General features: G+C 67.6%; 12 protein-coding genes. All 12 read left to right on the forward strand.

What is annotated here, in order from left to right; genetic code table 11:
* Window positions 1–7 precede the first annotated feature (7 nt).
* The 12 genes from nuoL (at window position 8) to JKL49_RS10775 (ending at window position 14,986) form a co-directional block, all read left to right on the forward strand.
* On the forward strand, window positions 8–2,086 hold the full coding sequence (nuoL, locus tag JKL49_RS10720; RefSeq protein ID WP_215340361.1) for an NADH-quinone oxidoreductase subunit L: 2,079 nt from the start codon (window positions 8–10) through the stop codon (window positions 2,084–2,086).
* Window positions 2,083–3,588 (forward strand): NADH-quinone oxidoreductase subunit M, encoded by a 1,506-nt coding sequence (locus JKL49_RS10725; RefSeq protein ID WP_215342778.1) that lies wholly within the window; start codon window positions 2,083–2,085, stop codon window positions 3,586–3,588. Before nuoL ends, JKL49_RS10725 begins: the two co-directional genes overlap by 4 nt.
* A gap of 10 nt (window positions 3,589–3,598) precedes the next feature.
* Complete coding sequence (nuoN, locus tag JKL49_RS10730) at window positions 3,599–5,029, forward strand: NADH-quinone oxidoreductase subunit NuoN (protein ID WP_215340363.1); 1,431 nt, start codon at window positions 3,599–3,601, stop codon at window positions 5,027–5,029.
* Entirely contained in the window at window positions 5,030–5,767 is a 738-nt protein-coding gene (locus JKL49_RS10735; RefSeq protein WP_215340365.1) for a biotin--[acetyl-CoA-carboxylase] ligase, read from the forward strand.
* 1 nt (window position 5,768) lies between these two features.
* Window positions 5,769–6,551 carry a type III pantothenate kinase gene (locus JKL49_RS10740; RefSeq protein ID WP_215340367.1) on the forward strand — a complete coding sequence of 261 codons (783 nt, stop codon included), beginning with the start codon at window positions 5,769–5,771 and terminating at the stop codon, window positions 6,549–6,551.
* A complete protein-coding gene (locus tag JKL49_RS10745; protein WP_215906465.1) occupies window positions 6,551–8,239 on the forward strand; it encodes a ribonuclease J in 1,689 nt (562 codons plus the stop codon). The genes JKL49_RS10740 and JKL49_RS10745 overlap by 1 nt, the downstream gene beginning before the upstream one ends.
* Window positions 8,240–8,362: 123 nt before the next feature.
* The gene (locus tag JKL49_RS10750; protein WP_215340369.1) at window positions 8,363–10,651 is read left to right on the forward strand and encodes a CaiB/BaiF CoA transferase family protein; all 2,289 of its coding nucleotides are present in this window, start codon (window positions 8,363–8,365) and stop codon (window positions 10,649–10,651) included.
* Between the two features lie 71 nt (window positions 10,652–10,722).
* Window positions 10,723–11,145, forward strand: coding sequence for a methylmalonyl-CoA epimerase (gene mce / locus JKL49_RS10755; protein WP_215340371.1), 423 nt, complete (start codon window positions 10,723–10,725; stop codon window positions 11,143–11,145).
* Window positions 11,145–11,408: a DUF1467 family protein gene (locus JKL49_RS10760; RefSeq protein WP_215340372.1), complete on the forward strand. Its 264-nt coding sequence runs from the start codon at window positions 11,145–11,147 to the stop codon at window positions 11,406–11,408. The genes mce and JKL49_RS10760 overlap by 1 nt, the downstream gene beginning before the upstream one ends.
* Before the next feature lie 281 nt (window positions 11,409–11,689).
* Entirely contained in the window at window positions 11,690–13,003 is a 1,314-nt protein-coding gene (proS, locus tag JKL49_RS10765) for a proline--tRNA ligase (protein WP_215340373.1), read from the forward strand.
* Window positions 13,000–14,289: a lipoprotein-releasing ABC transporter permease subunit gene (locus JKL49_RS10770; RefSeq protein WP_347340372.1), complete on the forward strand. Its 1,290-nt coding sequence runs from the start codon at window positions 13,000–13,002 to the stop codon at window positions 14,287–14,289. The genes proS and JKL49_RS10770 overlap by 4 nt, the downstream gene beginning before the upstream one ends.
* Window positions 14,282–14,986 carry an ABC transporter ATP-binding protein gene (locus JKL49_RS10775; RefSeq protein ID WP_215340374.1) on the forward strand — a complete coding sequence of 235 codons (705 nt, stop codon included), beginning with the start codon at window positions 14,282–14,284 and terminating at the stop codon, window positions 14,984–14,986. Before JKL49_RS10770 ends, JKL49_RS10775 begins: the two co-directional genes overlap by 8 nt.
* Window positions 14,987–14,995: the final 9 nt, after the last annotated feature.

Below are 14,995 nucleotides of genomic sequence, written 5' to 3' on the forward strand. Positions count from 1 at the left end.
CCCGACCATGACCCCTCAGCTTCTCGTCACTATCGCGGTCTTCGCGCCCCTGGTCGCCGCCATGATCGCGGGCCTGTCCGGCCGCCGCATCGGCAACCTGGCCTCGCAGGCGATCACCACGGGCGCCCTGTTCCTGTCCTGCGCCATCGCCTGGACCACCTTCCATGGGGTGATCTGGGGCGACTGGCCGGCCAAGTTCACCGTCCACCTGCTGCCCTTCATCAATATCGGCGACTTCCAGTCCAACTGGTCGATCCGCATCGACACCCTGTCGGCCGTGATGCTCGTGGTGGTGACCAGCGTCTCCTCGCTCGTCCACCTCTACTCCTGGGGCTACATGGCCGAGGACCCGTCCAAGCCGCGGTTCTTCGCCTATCTGTCGCTGTTCACCTTCGCCATGCTGGCGCTGGTCACCGCCGCCGACTTCATGCAGCTGTTCTTCGGCTGGGAAGGGGTGGGCCTGGCCAGCTACCTGCTGATCGGCTTCTGGTTCCACAAGCCCAGCGCCAACGCCGCCTCCATCAAGGCCTTCGTGGTCAACCGGGTTGGGGATTTCGGTTTCGCGCTCGGCATCATGACCGTCTACTGGATGTTCGGCACGATCCAGTTCGCGGAAATCTTCCCCCGCGTCGCCGAGTTCGCCGACAAGGGCTGGTTCTTCGCCGGTCACTGGTTCCACGCCGTGGACCTGGCCTGCGCCCTGTTGTTCGTGGGCGCCATGGGCAAGTCGGCCCAGTTCTTCCTCCACACCTGGCTGCCGGACGCCATGGAAGGCCCGACCCCGGTCTCGGCCCTGATCCACGCCGCCACCATGGTGACCGCCGGCGTCTACATGGTTTGCCTGCTGTCGCCGATGTTCGAATACGCCCCGGTCGCCAAGCAGATCGTCACCTTGATCGGCGCCGTCACCGCCCTGTTCGCGGCCACCGTCGGTCTCGCCCAGAACGACATCAAGCGGGTCATCGCCTATTCGACCTGTTCGCAACTCGGCTACATGTTCTTCGCCGCCGGCGTGGGCGCCTATCAGGCCGCCATGTTCCACCTGTTCACCCACGCCTTCTTCAAGGCGCTGCTGTTCCTGGGCGCGGGCTCGGTGATCCACGGCATGCACCACGAGCAGGACATGCGGAAGATGGGCGGTCTGTGGAAGTACCTGCCGGTGACCTACGCCGTCATGACCATCGGCACCCTGGCCATCACCGGCTTCGGCATCCCCGGAGTCGAGCTGGGCTTCGCGGGCTTCTACTCCAAGGACACCATCATCGAGGCCGCCTATGCGGCCGGCCAGCACAACCCGGTGGCCTTCTTCGCCTTCCTGGTCAGCCTCAGCGCGGCGGGCCTGACGGCCTTCTATTCCTGGCGCCTGGCCTTCATGACCTTCCACGGCACGCCCAAATGGGCGCATGACGATCACGCCCACGCCCACGCCGCCGACGACCACACCAGCCACGCCCAGATCGAGACCCACAGCGAGCCGCTGCCGGATGACCATCACGGCGCCCACGGCCACGGGGACCACAAGCCCCACGAGAGCCCGCTGGTCATGCTGGTCCCGCTGCTGCTGCTGGCCTTGGGGGCCGTGGCCGCCGGCTACGCCTTCGTCGAGGTCTTTGTCGGTGAGGAACGCGACGCCTTCTGGCGCGGCGCCATCTTCAACGGCCCGGCCAACCACGTGCTGGAGCACGCCCACCACTCGCCGACCTGGCTGCTGTGGGCGCCGCTGATGGTGTCGGCCATCGGCTTCGCGGCCGCCTGGTACTACTACATCGCCAACGAGGGCATGGGCGCGCGGATCGCCGCCAAGAAGGGCCCGCTGTGGAGCTTCCTCTACAACAAGTGGTATTTCGACGAGCTCTACGAGGCGACCATCGTGCGCGCCACCAAGTTCCTGGGTGACGTGTTCTGGAAGGTCGGCGACCAGAAGATCATCGACGGCCTCGGCCCCGACGGCGTCTCGGCGGTGTCCTATGACATCGGCCGCCGCGCCGGCTTGCTGCAGAGCGGCTACGTCTATCACTACGCCTTCGTCATGCTGTTGGGCGTGCTGGGTCTGCTGACCTTCGCCGTCTTCCAGTGGCAGGCCTGAGGGGGAGTGAGATCATGACCGGCCTGCTTTCCCTGACCACCTTCGCCCCGCTGATCGGCGTGGCGGCGATCCTGGTCCTGCGCTTCTTCGCCAAGACCGACGATGACAAGACCGTCAGCGCCGCCAAGTGGATCGCCCTGGTGACCACGCTCGCGACCCTGGCGCTGTCAGTCCTCATGCTGTCGGAATTCGACATCGCCAACCCGGGCTTCCAGTTCCTGGAAGACGCCAACTGGTTCGCCGGCATCCACTACCGCATGGGCGTGGACGGGATTTCGATCCTGTTTGTTTTGCTCACCGCCTTCCTGATGCCGATCTGTATCGCGGCCTCGTGGAAGTCGATCGAGACCCGCGTGCTGGAATACATGATCGCCTTCCTGGTCCTGGAGACCCTGGTGATCGGCGTGTTCTGCGCCCTGGACCTGGTGTTGTTCTACGCCTTCTTCGAATTCGGCTTGGTGCCGATGTTCTTGATCATCGGCATCTGGGGCGGCAAGCGGCGGGTCTACGCCGCCTTCAAGTTCTTCCTCTACACCCTGCTGGGGTCCGTCCTGATGCTGGCGGCCATCCTCGGCATGATCGGGATCGCCCATACCTCCTCGATCCCCGAACTGATGGTCTACAAGTTCGATCCTCACCTGCAGACTTGGCTGTGGCTGGCCTTCTTCGCCTCCTTTGCGGTGAAGATGCCCATGTGGCCGGTCCACACCTGGCTGCCCGACGCCCACGTCGAGGCGCCCACGGCGGGCTCGGTGATCCTGGCCGGCATCCTGCTGAAGATGGGCGGTTACGGCTTCCTGCGCTTCAGCCTGCCGATGTTCCCGCAGGCCTCGGAGTTCTTCACACCGCTGGTCTTCGCCCTCAGCGTCATCGCCATCATCTACACCTCGCTGGTCGCCTTCCGTCAGACCGACATCAAGAAGCTGATCGCCTATTCGTCGGTGGCCCACATGGGCTTCGTGACCATGGGGATCTTCTCCGGCAACGACGTCGGCGTGCAGGGCGCGATCTTCCAGATGCTGAGCCACGGGGTGATCTCCGGCGCGCTCTTCCTCTGCGTTGGCGTGGTCTATGACCGCATGCACACCCGCGAGATCGCCTTCTACGGCGGGCTGGTGAACCGCATGCCCTGGTATGCGGCGGTCTTCATGCTCTTCACCATGGGCAATGTGGGCCTGCCAGGCACCTCGGGTTTCGTCGGCGAGATCCTGACCATGACCGGGGCCTATGGCGTCTCCACCTGGACGGCCATCTTCGCCGCCACCGGTGTCATCTTCTCGGCGATCTATGCGCTCAGCCTCTATCGCCGCGTGATCTTCGGCGAGCTGACCAATCCGGCCCTGGCCGAGATCGCCGACCTCGACTGGCGCGAGGTGGCGATCTTCACGCCGCTGATCGCCTCGACCCTCTATCTCGGTATCTATCCGGCCGCCGTCTTCGACGTGACCCAGTCGTCCGTCGACAACCTCGTCGCGCTCTACCGCGCGGCCATCGGCGCCTAGGGGCCTTCGTATGACCTTCTCCGCCGATATCGCCCTTGCCGGACCCGAGCTGGTCCTGGCCGTCTCAGCCCTGGTGCTGCTGGTGGTCGGAGCCTTCGCGCCGCGCGCCACCACCGTGATGACCCTGGGCTCGATCGCCGCCCTGGCGATCGCGGCCTATGAGGCGGCCTTTGGGGCGCAGGGGCGCGGCTTCGCGGGCGGCCTGGTGGCCGACGACGCCTCGGCCTTCAGCCAGGTGGCGATCTTCATCGCCAGCGCCATCGCCATCCCTCTGGGCCAAAAGTGGTTCGCCCAGCGCAATATCCGCAACTTCGAGTTCCCGGTGCTGATCCTGCTGGCCGCCTTGGGCATGGCCATGATGGTCTCGGCCGGCGACCTGATCGCGCTCTATATCGGCGTCGAGCTGCAGTCGCTGGCGCTCTACGTCCTGGCCGCCATGCACCGCGACGACGCCAAGGCCTCGGAAGCCGGCCTCAAGTACTTCGTGCTGGGCGCGCTGTCCTCGGGCCTGCTGCTCTACGGCGCCTCGCTGATCTACGGCTTCGCCGGCTCCACCAAGTTCGACGACATCGCCGTGGCGGTTCACGCGGGCGCCCATACCGGCGTGCTCTTCGGTCTGGTCTTCCTGATCTGCGGCCTGGCCTTCAAGGTCTCCGCCGCCCCGTTCCACATGTGGACCCCCGACGTCTACGAAGGCGCGCCCACGCCCGTCGTGGCCTTCTTCGCCGGCGCCCCCAAGCTGGCCGCCATGGTGCTGTTCGCCCGCGCGTTGAGCGAAGGCTTCCACGGCGCCTCGGCCCAGTGGAGCCAGGTGCTGGTGATCATCGCTTTGCTGTCCATCGGCGTCGGCGCCTTCGCGGGCCTGGCCCAGAACAACCTCAAGCGCCTGTGGGCCTATTCCTCCATCGCAAATGTCGGCTACGCGGTCCTGGGCCTTGCCTCCGGCAGCGCTGAGGGCGTGCAGGCCATGTTCGTCTTCATGGTCCTCTACATGGTCGACGTGACCGGCTTCTTCGCCTGCCTGACGGCCCTGTCGCGGGCCGGCAAGCCGATGGAGACCATCGAGGACATGGCCGGCCTGATGAAGGAACGTCCGGGTATCGCGCTCGCCATGACCGCGTTCTCGCTCTCGGCTCTGGGCCTGCCGCCGTTCTCCGGTTTCTGGGCCAAGTTCTATGTCTTCAAGGCGGCCATCAATTCCGGCCTCGGCGTCGCCGCCGTGATCGGCCTCATCGGCAGCGTGGTGGCGGCCTTCTACTACCTGCGCCTGATCAAGGTGATGTGGTTCGACGCCGGCGTCGGCGGCACGGACAAGCCGCCCGTTGAGGCCAAGACCATCGCCATCGCCGCGGCCCTGTTCTCTTTCCCGCTGGTGCTTGGCGCCCTGGTCTTCATCGACCCGCTGGCCAAGGCCGCCGCGGCCGCCTTCGGCCTGGTCTAGGTGACGGTCCCGCCGATCGAGTCCTACGCCGAGATCGATTCCACCAACGCCGAGGCGCGTCGCCGTGCCGAGAGCGGCGAAACCGGACCGGTCTGGATCACAGCTCTGACCCAGACCGCTGGTCGTGGCCGCCGCGGCCGTGACTGGCAGACCAAGGTGGGTAACCTGGCCGCCACCCTGTTGTTCTCCACCGACAAGCCGGCGGGGGAGGCGGCCCAGATTTCCTTCGTGGCCGCGCTCGCCGCCGCCGACCTGGCCGAGACCTGCCTGGGGCCCGGCGCGGCCACGGTGAAGTGGCCCAACGACCTGCTGATCCATGGCCGCAAGGCCGTCGGCATCCTGGTGGAGTCCGGCCCGCTGCCGGACGGCCGCATCTGGCTGGCGGTGGGCATCGGCGTCAACCTCGCCCACGCCCCGCAGGACGTCGAGCGCCCGGCCGCCGCCTTCGCCGAATTCATGCAAGGCCCGCCGCCGTCGCCCCGCGCGGCCCTGGATGTCCTGGCTCTGGCCTTCGAACGATGGCGTACGGCCTGGGAGCGCGACGGCTTCGCCCCCATCGCCGAGGGCTGGACCGAGCGCGCCCACGGCCTGGGACAACCTTGTGAGGCCCGCCTGCCCAACCAGACCCATCGCGGTGTCGCCGAGGGTCTGGACCTGGACGGGGCCCTGCGCCTGCGCCTGGACGACGGCGCGGTTCTGCGCATAACGGCCGGCGACGTTTTCTTCGGAGGGTCCTGACATGCTGCTAGCCATCGAACAGGGCAACACCAACACGCTGTTCGCCGTGCATGACGGTTCCAGCTGGATCGCCCAATGGCGCGCCGCCACCGACTCCAGCCGCACCGCCGACGAGTACGCCGTCTGGCTGTCGCAGCTGTTGAACATGGCCGGTCTGCAGTTTGGGGTGCTCGACGCCTGCATCATCTCCAGCGTGGTGCCGCAGTCGATCTTCAACCTGCGCAACCTCTCGCGCCGCTATCTGCACGTGGAGCCCCTCGTGATCGGCGAGAATGCCGATCTCGGGATTGAAGTCCGCATCGACAAGCCGTCGGAAGCGGGCGCTGACCGCCTTGTGAACGCAATCGGGGCGCATATCGTCTATCCGGGGACGTTGATCGTCATCGACTCCGGCACCGCCACCACCTTCGACGTGATCGCCTCGGATGGCGGTTTCGAGGGCGGGGTGATCGCCCCAGGCATCAATCTGTCGATGGAAGCCTTACACACCGCGGCGGCGAAACTGCCCCGCGTCGCCATTCAGAAGCCCCAGCGAGTTCTGGGCAAGGATACGGTCGGAGCCATGCAGTCAGGCGTTTTCTGGGGCTATGTCGCCCTCATCGAGGGGCTCATCGCCCGTCTCAAGGCCGAGTGGGGTGAACCCATGACGGTCGTCGCCACCGGCGGCGTCGCCAGCCTGTTCCATGGCGCGACCCTCTCTATCGACCACTTCGATCCGGACCTGACCATTCGCGGCATGCTGGAAATCTCACGGCGCAACCCGCGCCCCGCGGCGGTGACCTGATGGCCCAAATCAAGGCGAAAGCCGACGACGAACTCGTTTTCCTGCCGCTCGGCGGCTCGAACGAGATCGGCATGAACTTCAATCTCTACGGCTACGGCCCGCCCCATGCGCGCAAGTGGATCGTGGTGGACCTCGGCATCACCTTCGGCGACCAGACGACGCCGGGCGTCGAGATTATCCTGCCCGACCCGACCTTCCTGGAGGCGCACAAGAAGGACATCCTCGGGATCGTCCTGACTCACGCCCACGAGGATCACATCGGCGCCGTGGCGCGCCTGTGGCCGCGCCTGGGCGGGATGCTCTACGCCACCCCCTTCACCGCCTTCCTGCTGCGCGAGAAGCTGCGGGAGAACCCGGCCGCCGCTGACGCGGTGATTACCGAGGTGCCGCTGGGCGGCAAGGTGACGCTCGGTCCCTTCGAGATCGACCTGATCACGCTCACCCACTCGATCCCCGAGCCCAACGGCCTGGCGATCCGGACGCCGCTGGGCACCATCCTGCACACCGGCGACTGGAAGATCGATCCGGACCCGGTGCTGGGCGGGGTGACCGACTCCGCGGCCCTGGAGCGTCTTGGCGACGAGGGCGTCCTGGCCATGGTCTGCGACTCGACCAACGTCTTTGTGGACGGCTCCGCCGGCTCGGAAGCCGACGTCCGCGACGCGCTTGGCGACCTGATCAAGGGCCTGCACCACAAGGTGGCCGTGGCCTGTTTCGCCTCCAATGTGGCGCGCATGGACTCTGTGATCCGCGCTGCTGAGGCCGCCGGCCGCCGGGTCTGCCTGGTGGGCCGCTCCATGCACCGCATGTCGGCGGCGGCGAAATCCGTCGGCATGATGGCCGACCTCAAGCCCTTCATCGCCGACAACGAGGCCCGCGACTTCGCTGAGGACCGCATCCTCTACCTCTGCACCGGCAGCCAGGGCGAGGCCCGCGCGGCCCTGTTCCGCATCGCCGACGGCTCCCACCCCTTCGTGAAGCTGGGGCAGGGCGACGCCTGCATCTTCTCCTCGCGGGTCATTCCGGGCAACGAGGTGCCGATCCGCGCCCTGCAGAACCGCCTCGCCGACCGTGGCGTGCGCCTCTACACCGAGCGCGACCATCCGGGCATCCACGTCTCCGGCCATCCGTGCCGCGACGAGCTGGCCCAGATGTACGCCTGGGCCCGGCCCGAGATCGCCGTCCCCACTCACGGCGAGCGCCGCCACCTGCTGGAACACGCCGCCTTCGCCAGGGACCTGCAGGTCCCGCAGACGGTCTCGCCCCGCAACGGCGACATGGTCCGTCTGGCCCCCGGCCGCGCCGAGATCATCGATGAGGTCCAGGCCGGCCGCATCTATGTGGACGGCGGCATGCTGACACCTGAGAACGGCGACGCCCTGCGCGAACGCCGCCACGCCGCCTTCAACGGCATGCTGGCGGTCTCCGTGGCGCTGGATCCCCGTGGCAAGATCGTCTCGGGCCCGCAAGTTCGCGCCCTGGGTCTGCCCGCTGAGCCCGACTATCCCATGGACGACATGATGGACGACCTGGCCGACGAGGCCGAGCGCGCCATGGACCGTCTGAAGGGTGAGGAGCGCGACGACGACGAGGCCATCGAGAAGGCCATTTCACGGGCGGTGAAGAAGGCCAGCCAGCGGGTCTGGGGCCGTCGCCCCGTCGTGGAAACCACCGTGCTGCGGATCTAACTTCCCGACCGCTCGGACTTGTTTCGAGGCGCGGCTATGGTTTGATGTCTCCCGGCCCGCTGCCCCGCGGGCCCTGCGAGGGCGCGCGACACGACGCGCCCCGCACCAGGGAGGGCCTGTTAAATGTCCGCATTCGCCGGCGTGCGCATCGTCGACTTCACCCAAGGCCTGGCCGGGCCCATGGCCGCCATGCTGATGGGGGACTTCGAGGCCGACATCATCAAGGTTGAGCCGCCGCAGGGCGACCGGATGAAGGACCACCCCGGCTACCTGACCTGGAATCGCAACAAGCGCCTGCTGACCCTGGACCTCGCCACGCCGGCCGGGATCGCCAAGGCCCTTGAGCTGATCGCCCTGGCCGACGTCGCGATCTTCGACCACGCGCCGGGCAAGCTCGAGGCGCTGGGTCTGGACGCCCAGACGATCAAGGAAGCCCATCCGCATCTGATCCATGCCTGGATGCCGCCTTATGGGACCACGGGGTCCTGGAGCCAGCTTCCCCCGCACCACAGCCTGCTGACGGCGCTCAGTGGCGTGGCCTTCCGGCAAGGCAGCTACAGTGACCAGCCGATCCACCTGATCCTGCCGCTTTGCCACTATGGCCAGGCGGTCATGGGCGCCGCCGCCATCAGCGCAGCGCTGCTGGAACGCCACCGCAGCGGCAAGGGCCAGGCGGTGACCGTCAGCGGCCTGCATGGGGTGTCGGAGGTGACCGGTCCGGTCCGCGTGCTGGCCGATCCGCCCCTGCCGCGTGGCGCACCGCTGGGGGCCTCGCCCAGCTACCGGCTCTATGAGTGCGGTGACGGCCAGTGGTTCTTCCTGGCCACCCTGTTCGTGGCCTTCTACCACCGCGCCATCCAGGCCCTGGGTCTGGGGGACCACTGGGAGACCTTCGCCTCGGACCCGCTGCTGGCCCGCGAGGCCCTGAAGGCGGTGTTCAAGACCCGGCCCCGCGCCGAGTGGTTGGAACTGTTGCAGGCCAACGGAGTCCCTTGCGCCCCGGTCGGCCCCCGCGAGCCCTGGTTCGCCGGCGACGCCGTGGCGGCGGGCGAGGCGCGCGTCACCCTGGAGCACCCCGAGCTTGGCCCGGTTCACATGCCCAATGTGCCCTCGCGCCTGTCGGTGACGCCCGGCTCTGTGCGCCATCTGGCCAAGCCCCTCAACGGCCACGCCTGGCCCGAGCGCCCGACCCCTCAGCCCACCGGCGCCAATGACGGACCGCAACCGCTGTCGGGGATCAAGGTGCTGGACCTCGGCACCGTCATCGCCGGGGCCCACGCGGGCGGTGTGCTGGCCAATCTCGGCGCCGACGTCATCAAGATCGAGCCCATCGAGGGCGACCCCTTCCGCAGCAATGGCGGCGGGTTCATGGCCTATAGCCGCGGCAAGCGCGGGTTGGGGATCGACCTGAAGCAGCCGGCGGCCCGCGAGATGTTCTTCGACCTGGTGCGCGGCGCCGACGTGATCCTGGACAACTACCGCTTCGGGGTTCGCGAGCGCCTGGGCATCCACTACGCCGCCCTGAAGGCCATCAACCCGCGCATCGTCTCCTGCTCGATCAACGCCTATGGCGACAAGGGCGCGCGGGCCGTCCTGCCGGGGTTCGATCCGCTGCTGCAGGCCGAGGGTGGCATGATGGCGGCCCAGGGCGGGGAGGGGGAGCCGATCCTGCACACCATCCCGGTCAACGACGTCGCCACCGCCGGCGTGGTGGCCTTCTCCATCATCGCCGCCCTCAACGCCCGTGAGCGGACCGGGGAGGGGCAGGAGATCTCCACCAGCCTGATGGCCCAGAGCCTCACCTTCCAGCAGGCCGAGGTCACCACCTATGAGGGCCGCCCGGCGAATGATGTCGGCGCCCAGGATTGCCTGGGGGTCCGCGCCCTGCACCGCTACTACAACTGCGCCGACGGCTGGGTCGCCGTGGTCTGCGAGACCAGGGAAGAGTCCGACGGTGTCTGCGGCGTGCTTGGCGTGCCCTTGCCGGACAATGCGCTCACCGCGTCCCGCGACGGCCACCTGGCCCGCGCCCTGGAACTGGCCTTCGCTACCCGCATACGCGACGGCGTCCTTGGGGAACTGCTGGCCCAGGGGGTGCCCTGCGCCCCGGTGCTGCGCGGCTATGAGGCCTTCGAGAGCGAGTGGCTGTGGGAGAACGACTTCTTCGAGGTCTGGCGTCACCCGCGCCTGGGCGACATGCTCAGCGTGCGCGCCTTTGCCGACTTCGCCCGTGGTTCCAGCGGCTTCCAGCGTCCCACCCCGGATCTTGGCCAGCACAGCGGCGAATTGCTGGAGGAGATGGGCTATTCGCCGGTGAAGATCGCCGAGCTGCTGGCCGCAGGCGCCATCTTCGGTCCCGCCGCCAACCTGGCCCACCTGCGCGACGGCGGCACGGCGCTGTTCACGCAGTAGCGGCGGGAAGTCGCTCCCCTAACCCGGCGGAAGTCGTCTATACCGCCCTCGCAAATCGCGAGGCGGACGGCATGATCGGTAGACTGAACCATGTGGGGGTCGCCACCCCCTCCATCGACGAGGCTGTGAAGGTCTACCGCGACCTGCTGGGCGCGACCGCCATCGGCGAGAAGTTCGCCCTGCCCGAACAGGGCGTCTGGGTCTGCTTCGTCGACACGCCCAACAGCCAGATCGAACTGATCGAGCCCTATGGCGAGGCCTCGCCGATCCACGGTTTCCTGGCCAAGAACCCCTCGGGCGGCCAGCACCACATCTGTTTCGAGGTCCCCGACATTCTGGTGGCCCGCGACGACATGCGCGCCAAGGGCGCCACGGTGCTGGGCACGGGTGAGCCGCGCATCGGGGCGCACGGCGTGCCGGTGATCTTCATCCATCCCAAGAACATGGGCGGCGTGCTGGTCGAGCTCATGGAAACCCCAAAGGACGCGCACTGATGACCTGGTTCACGGGCTTTGCGATCTATCTGACCATCTGGTGGACGGTGCTGTTCGCCGTCCTGCCGCTGGGCGTCGTCAGCCACGCCGAGGCCGGCATTGACAAGGGTGACGGCGGTGATCCCGGCGCGCCGGTCGATCCCAAGTTGAAGAAGAAGTTCATCACCACCACCTGGATCTCGGCGGTCGTCTTCGTGGTCCTGTGGCTGCTGCTGCACTTCCAGGTAATTCCGCTGCCGCGTCTGCCCTCCGGCCTGGGCTGATTGCTCACGGCGGCGGCGTCGCCCGGCGGAGGCGCTTAAAGATTGGGCGAAACCTATGCAGTCGCCCGGGCCACGCTTAACGCCATCGCGGGACGGCGTAACCCGGGTTACCAAGAGTCACATCGCGGGCCGCCAAAAGCAGCTCGTGGCGTTTTCCCCGACGACGAGAAGGCCGCCCACCTCCCTGGGCGGCCTTCTTTTCATCCAGCTTCGTTGCCAAGGTCCAAGCGCAACGGCTATCAGGGCCGTTGATCTGAACCTCGTCCGGGAATCTTCGCCAGATGCGTCTTTCGCGTTACTTCATGCCGACGCTTCGGGAAGCCCCCTCCGACGCCCAGGTGGTCAGCCACCAGCTCATGCTGCGCGCCGGCATGATCCGCCAGGAGGCCGCCGGCATCTATGCCTGGCTGCCGCTGGGCCTGCGGGTCCTGAAGAAGATCGAGCATATCGTGCGTGAGGAAATGGACCGGGCCGGCGCCATCGAGGTGCTGATGCCCACCCTGCAGCTCGCCGACCTGTGGCGCGAGAGCGGCCGCTATGAGGACTATGGCGACGAGATGCTGCGCATCACTGACCGCCACAAGCGCGACCTGCTCTACGGCCCCACGGCGGAAGAGGTGATCACCGACATCTTCCGCGCCTATGTGAAGAGCTACAAGGACCTGCCCAAGAACCTCTACAACATCCAGTGGAAGTTCCGCGACGAGCGCCGCCCCCGGTTCGGCGTGATGCGCGGCCGCGAGTTCCTGATGAAGGACGCCTATTCCTTCGACGTGGACGAGGCCGCCGCGCGCAGGTCCTACAACCGCATGTTCATCGCCTACCTGAACACCTATGCCCGCATGGGCCTGAACGTGGTGCCCATGAAGGCCGATCCCGGCCCCATCGGCGGGGATCTCAGCCACGAGTTCATCATCCTGGCCGACACCGGCGAGAGCCAGGTGTTCTGCCACAAGGACCTGGTGGAGATGGGCGCGCCGGGCGACGTCGACTGGGACAGCGACCTCCAGCCCCTGGTGGAGCAGCGCACCAACCTCTACGCCGCCACCGAGGAGATGCACGACGAGGCGGCCTTCGCCCTGGTGCCCGAGGACAAGCGCCTCTCGGCCCGCGGCATCGAGGTCGGCCACATCTTCTATTTCGGCGAGAAGTACTCCAAGCCCATGAAGGCCACGGTGGCCGGGCCCGACGGCCAGGACCGCCCGATCCACGGCGGCTCCTACGGCGTCGGCGTCTCGCGCCTGACCGGGGCGATCATCGAGGCGAGCCATGACGAGGCGGGCATCATCTGGCCCGACGCCGTGGCGCCCTTCGGCGCGGCGGTGATCAACCTGCGGCCCGGCGATGCGGCCGTCGATGAGGTGGCCGAAAACGCCTATCAAGCCCTGATCGCGGCCGGCAAGGACCCCCTGCTGGACGACAGCGATCAGCGCCCCGGCGCCAAGTTCGCCGCCATCGACCTGGTGGGCATCCCCTGGCAGCTGGTGGTGGGCCCCAAGGGCGTCGCCGACGGCACCGTCGAGATCAAACGCCGCGCCACCGGCGAGAAGCAGACCCTGCCGCTGGAGCAGGCCCTGAAGGTGATCACCGCGTGAGCCCGCAGCCGTTGGGAGCCCACGCCGCGCCCTTCGGCCTGTGGGAACGCACCGTCGCGGGCCGCTACCTGCGCGCCAAGCGGAGCCAGGGCGGCGTCGCCCTGATCTCGCTGATCTCCTTCATCGGCATCACCCTGGCCGTCGCCGTGCTGATCATCGTGATGAGCGTGATGAACGGCTTCCGCTCCGAACTGCTCAGCCGCATCCTCGGCTTCAACGGCCACGTCTATGTGGCCGGCGGCGTGCTGCAGACCCCGGGCCGCGACCCGATGATCCAGCGCCTGCGCAGGCTGCCGGGCGTCACCCAGGCCGCCCCGGTCATCGAGGCCCAGGCCATGGCGCTGGGCATGGGCCAGATCAGCGGCGCCATCGTGCGCGGCCTGTCCCCCGCCGACCTGCGGGCCACCAAGATTATCGCCTCGAACATCGTCTCTGGATCTCTAGAGGGCTTTGGCGAGGGCGAGTACGGCGGTGACCTGATCCTGGTCGGCGACGAGCTGGCCCGCAACCTGGGCGTCCAGGCAGGTGACGCGCTCACCCTCATTTCCCCCACCGGCGGGGCCACGGCCTTCGGCGCCACGCCGCAGCGCAAATCCTACACCGTGGCCGGCACTTTCAAGGTTGGGATGAGCCAGTACGACCAGGCCTTCATCTACATGCCGCTGGCCCAGGCCCAGCTGTTCTTCGGCCGCGACACCGGCGTCGACTTCGTGGAGATGAAGCTCGCCGATCCCGACAAGGCCATGGACATGAAGCCCCAGGTGGCCGCCATCGCCGGACCCGCCTCCATCGTCACCGACTGGACCCAGAAGAACGCCTCCTACTGGGGCGCCCTGCAGGTGGAGCGGAACGTCATGTTCCTGATCCTGATGATGCTGCTGTTCATCGCGGCGATGAACATCATCTCGGGCCTGGTCATGCTGGTGAAGAACAAGAGCCGCGACATTGCCATCCTGCGCACCATGGGGGCGGGGCAGGGGAGCATCCTGCGCATCTTCTTCATGACCGGCGCCACCATCGGCCTGCTCGGCACCCTGACGGGCCTGGGGATCGGGGTGCTGTTCTGCACCTTCATCGGCGAGATCCAGCAGTTCGTGGAGTGGGCCACCGGCGCCCAGGTGTTCAATTCCGACGTCTATTTCCTCACCCGCGTGCCGGCCAAGATCGACTGGATGGAGGTCGCGGGCATCACCGGCGGGGCGCTGGCCATGACCTTCGTGGCCAGCCTGCCCTCGGCCTGGCGCGCCTCGCGCCTCGATCCCGTGGAGGCGCTTCGCTATGAGTGATCCCTCCAGCCCCGACCAGGTCCTGGCCATCCGTGGCCTGACCCGCACCTACCAGACCGGCGACAAGACCCTGACCGTCCTGGACGGCGCCGACCTCGACATCATGCCCGGCGAAGTGGTGGGCCTCATCGGCCCCTCGGGCTCGGGCAAGTCCTCGCTGCTGCATGCCGCGGGCCTTCTGGAAAAGCCCAGCGCCGGCCAGATCTTCATCGAGGGCCGCGACTGCTCCAACCTCAGCGACAGGGTCCGCACCCGGGTGCGTCTGCACACCATCGGCTTCGTCTACCAGGCTCACCACCTGCTGCCGGAGTTCTCGGCCCTGGATAACGTGGTGCTGCCGCAGATGATCGCCGGGGTGGCCCGCAAGCCCGCCCGCGAGCGCGCCTTCTTCCTGCTGGAACAACTCGGCCTCGCCGAACGGGTCAAACACCAGCCGGCCCAGCTCTCCGGCGGCGAACAACAGCGCGTCGCCATCGCCCGGGCGCTCGCCAACTCGCCCCGCCTGCTGCTGGCCGACGAACCCACCGGCAACCTCGACCCCCACACCTCGGCGGCGGTGTTCGAGAACCTCTACGCCCTGGCGCGGGCCACCGGCGTCGCGGCCCTGGTGGCCACCCACAACCTCGAACTTGCCCGCCACATGGACCGGGTGCTGGGGCTCAAGGACGGGAAGCTGGAAACGCAGGCGGGGTTCTAGGCGCCCGCC

Source organism: Phenylobacterium glaciei (assembly GCF_016772415.1).
Taxonomy (GTDB): domain Bacteria; phylum Pseudomonadota; class Alphaproteobacteria; order Caulobacterales; family Caulobacteraceae; genus Phenylobacterium; species Phenylobacterium glaciei.

Excerpts from the sequence above, each read along its gene's own strand:
- nuoL (WP_215340361.1), top strand. The coding sequence starts at position 8 with ATGACCCCTCAGCTTCTCGTCACTATCGCGGTCTTCGCGCCCCTGGTC.
- nuoN (WP_215340363.1), top strand. The coding sequence starts at position 3,599 with ATGACCTTCTCCGCCGATATCGCCCTTGCCGGACCCGAGCTGGTCCTG.
- JKL49_RS10740 (WP_215340367.1), top strand. The coding sequence starts at position 5,769 with ATGCTGCTAGCCATCGAACAGGGCAACACCAACACGCTGTTCGCCGTG.
- JKL49_RS10745 (WP_215906465.1), top strand. The coding sequence starts at position 6,551 with ATGGCCCAAATCAAGGCGAAAGCCGACGACGAACTCGTTTTCCTGCCG.
- JKL49_RS10750 (WP_215340369.1), top strand. The coding sequence starts at position 8,363 with ATGTCCGCATTCGCCGGCGTGCGCATCGTCGACTTCACCCAAGGCCTG.
- mce (WP_215340371.1), top strand. The coding sequence starts at position 10,723 with ATGATCGGTAGACTGAACCATGTGGGGGTCGCCACCCCCTCCATCGAC.
- JKL49_RS10760 (WP_215340372.1), top strand. The coding sequence starts at position 11,145 with ATGACCTGGTTCACGGGCTTTGCGATCTATCTGACCATCTGGTGGACG.
- proS (WP_215340373.1), top strand. The coding sequence starts at position 11,690 with ATGCGTCTTTCGCGTTACTTCATGCCGACGCTTCGGGAAGCCCCCTCC.
- JKL49_RS10775 (WP_215340374.1), top strand. The coding sequence starts at position 14,282 with ATGAGTGATCCCTCCAGCCCCGACCAGGTCCTGGCCATCCGTGGCCTG.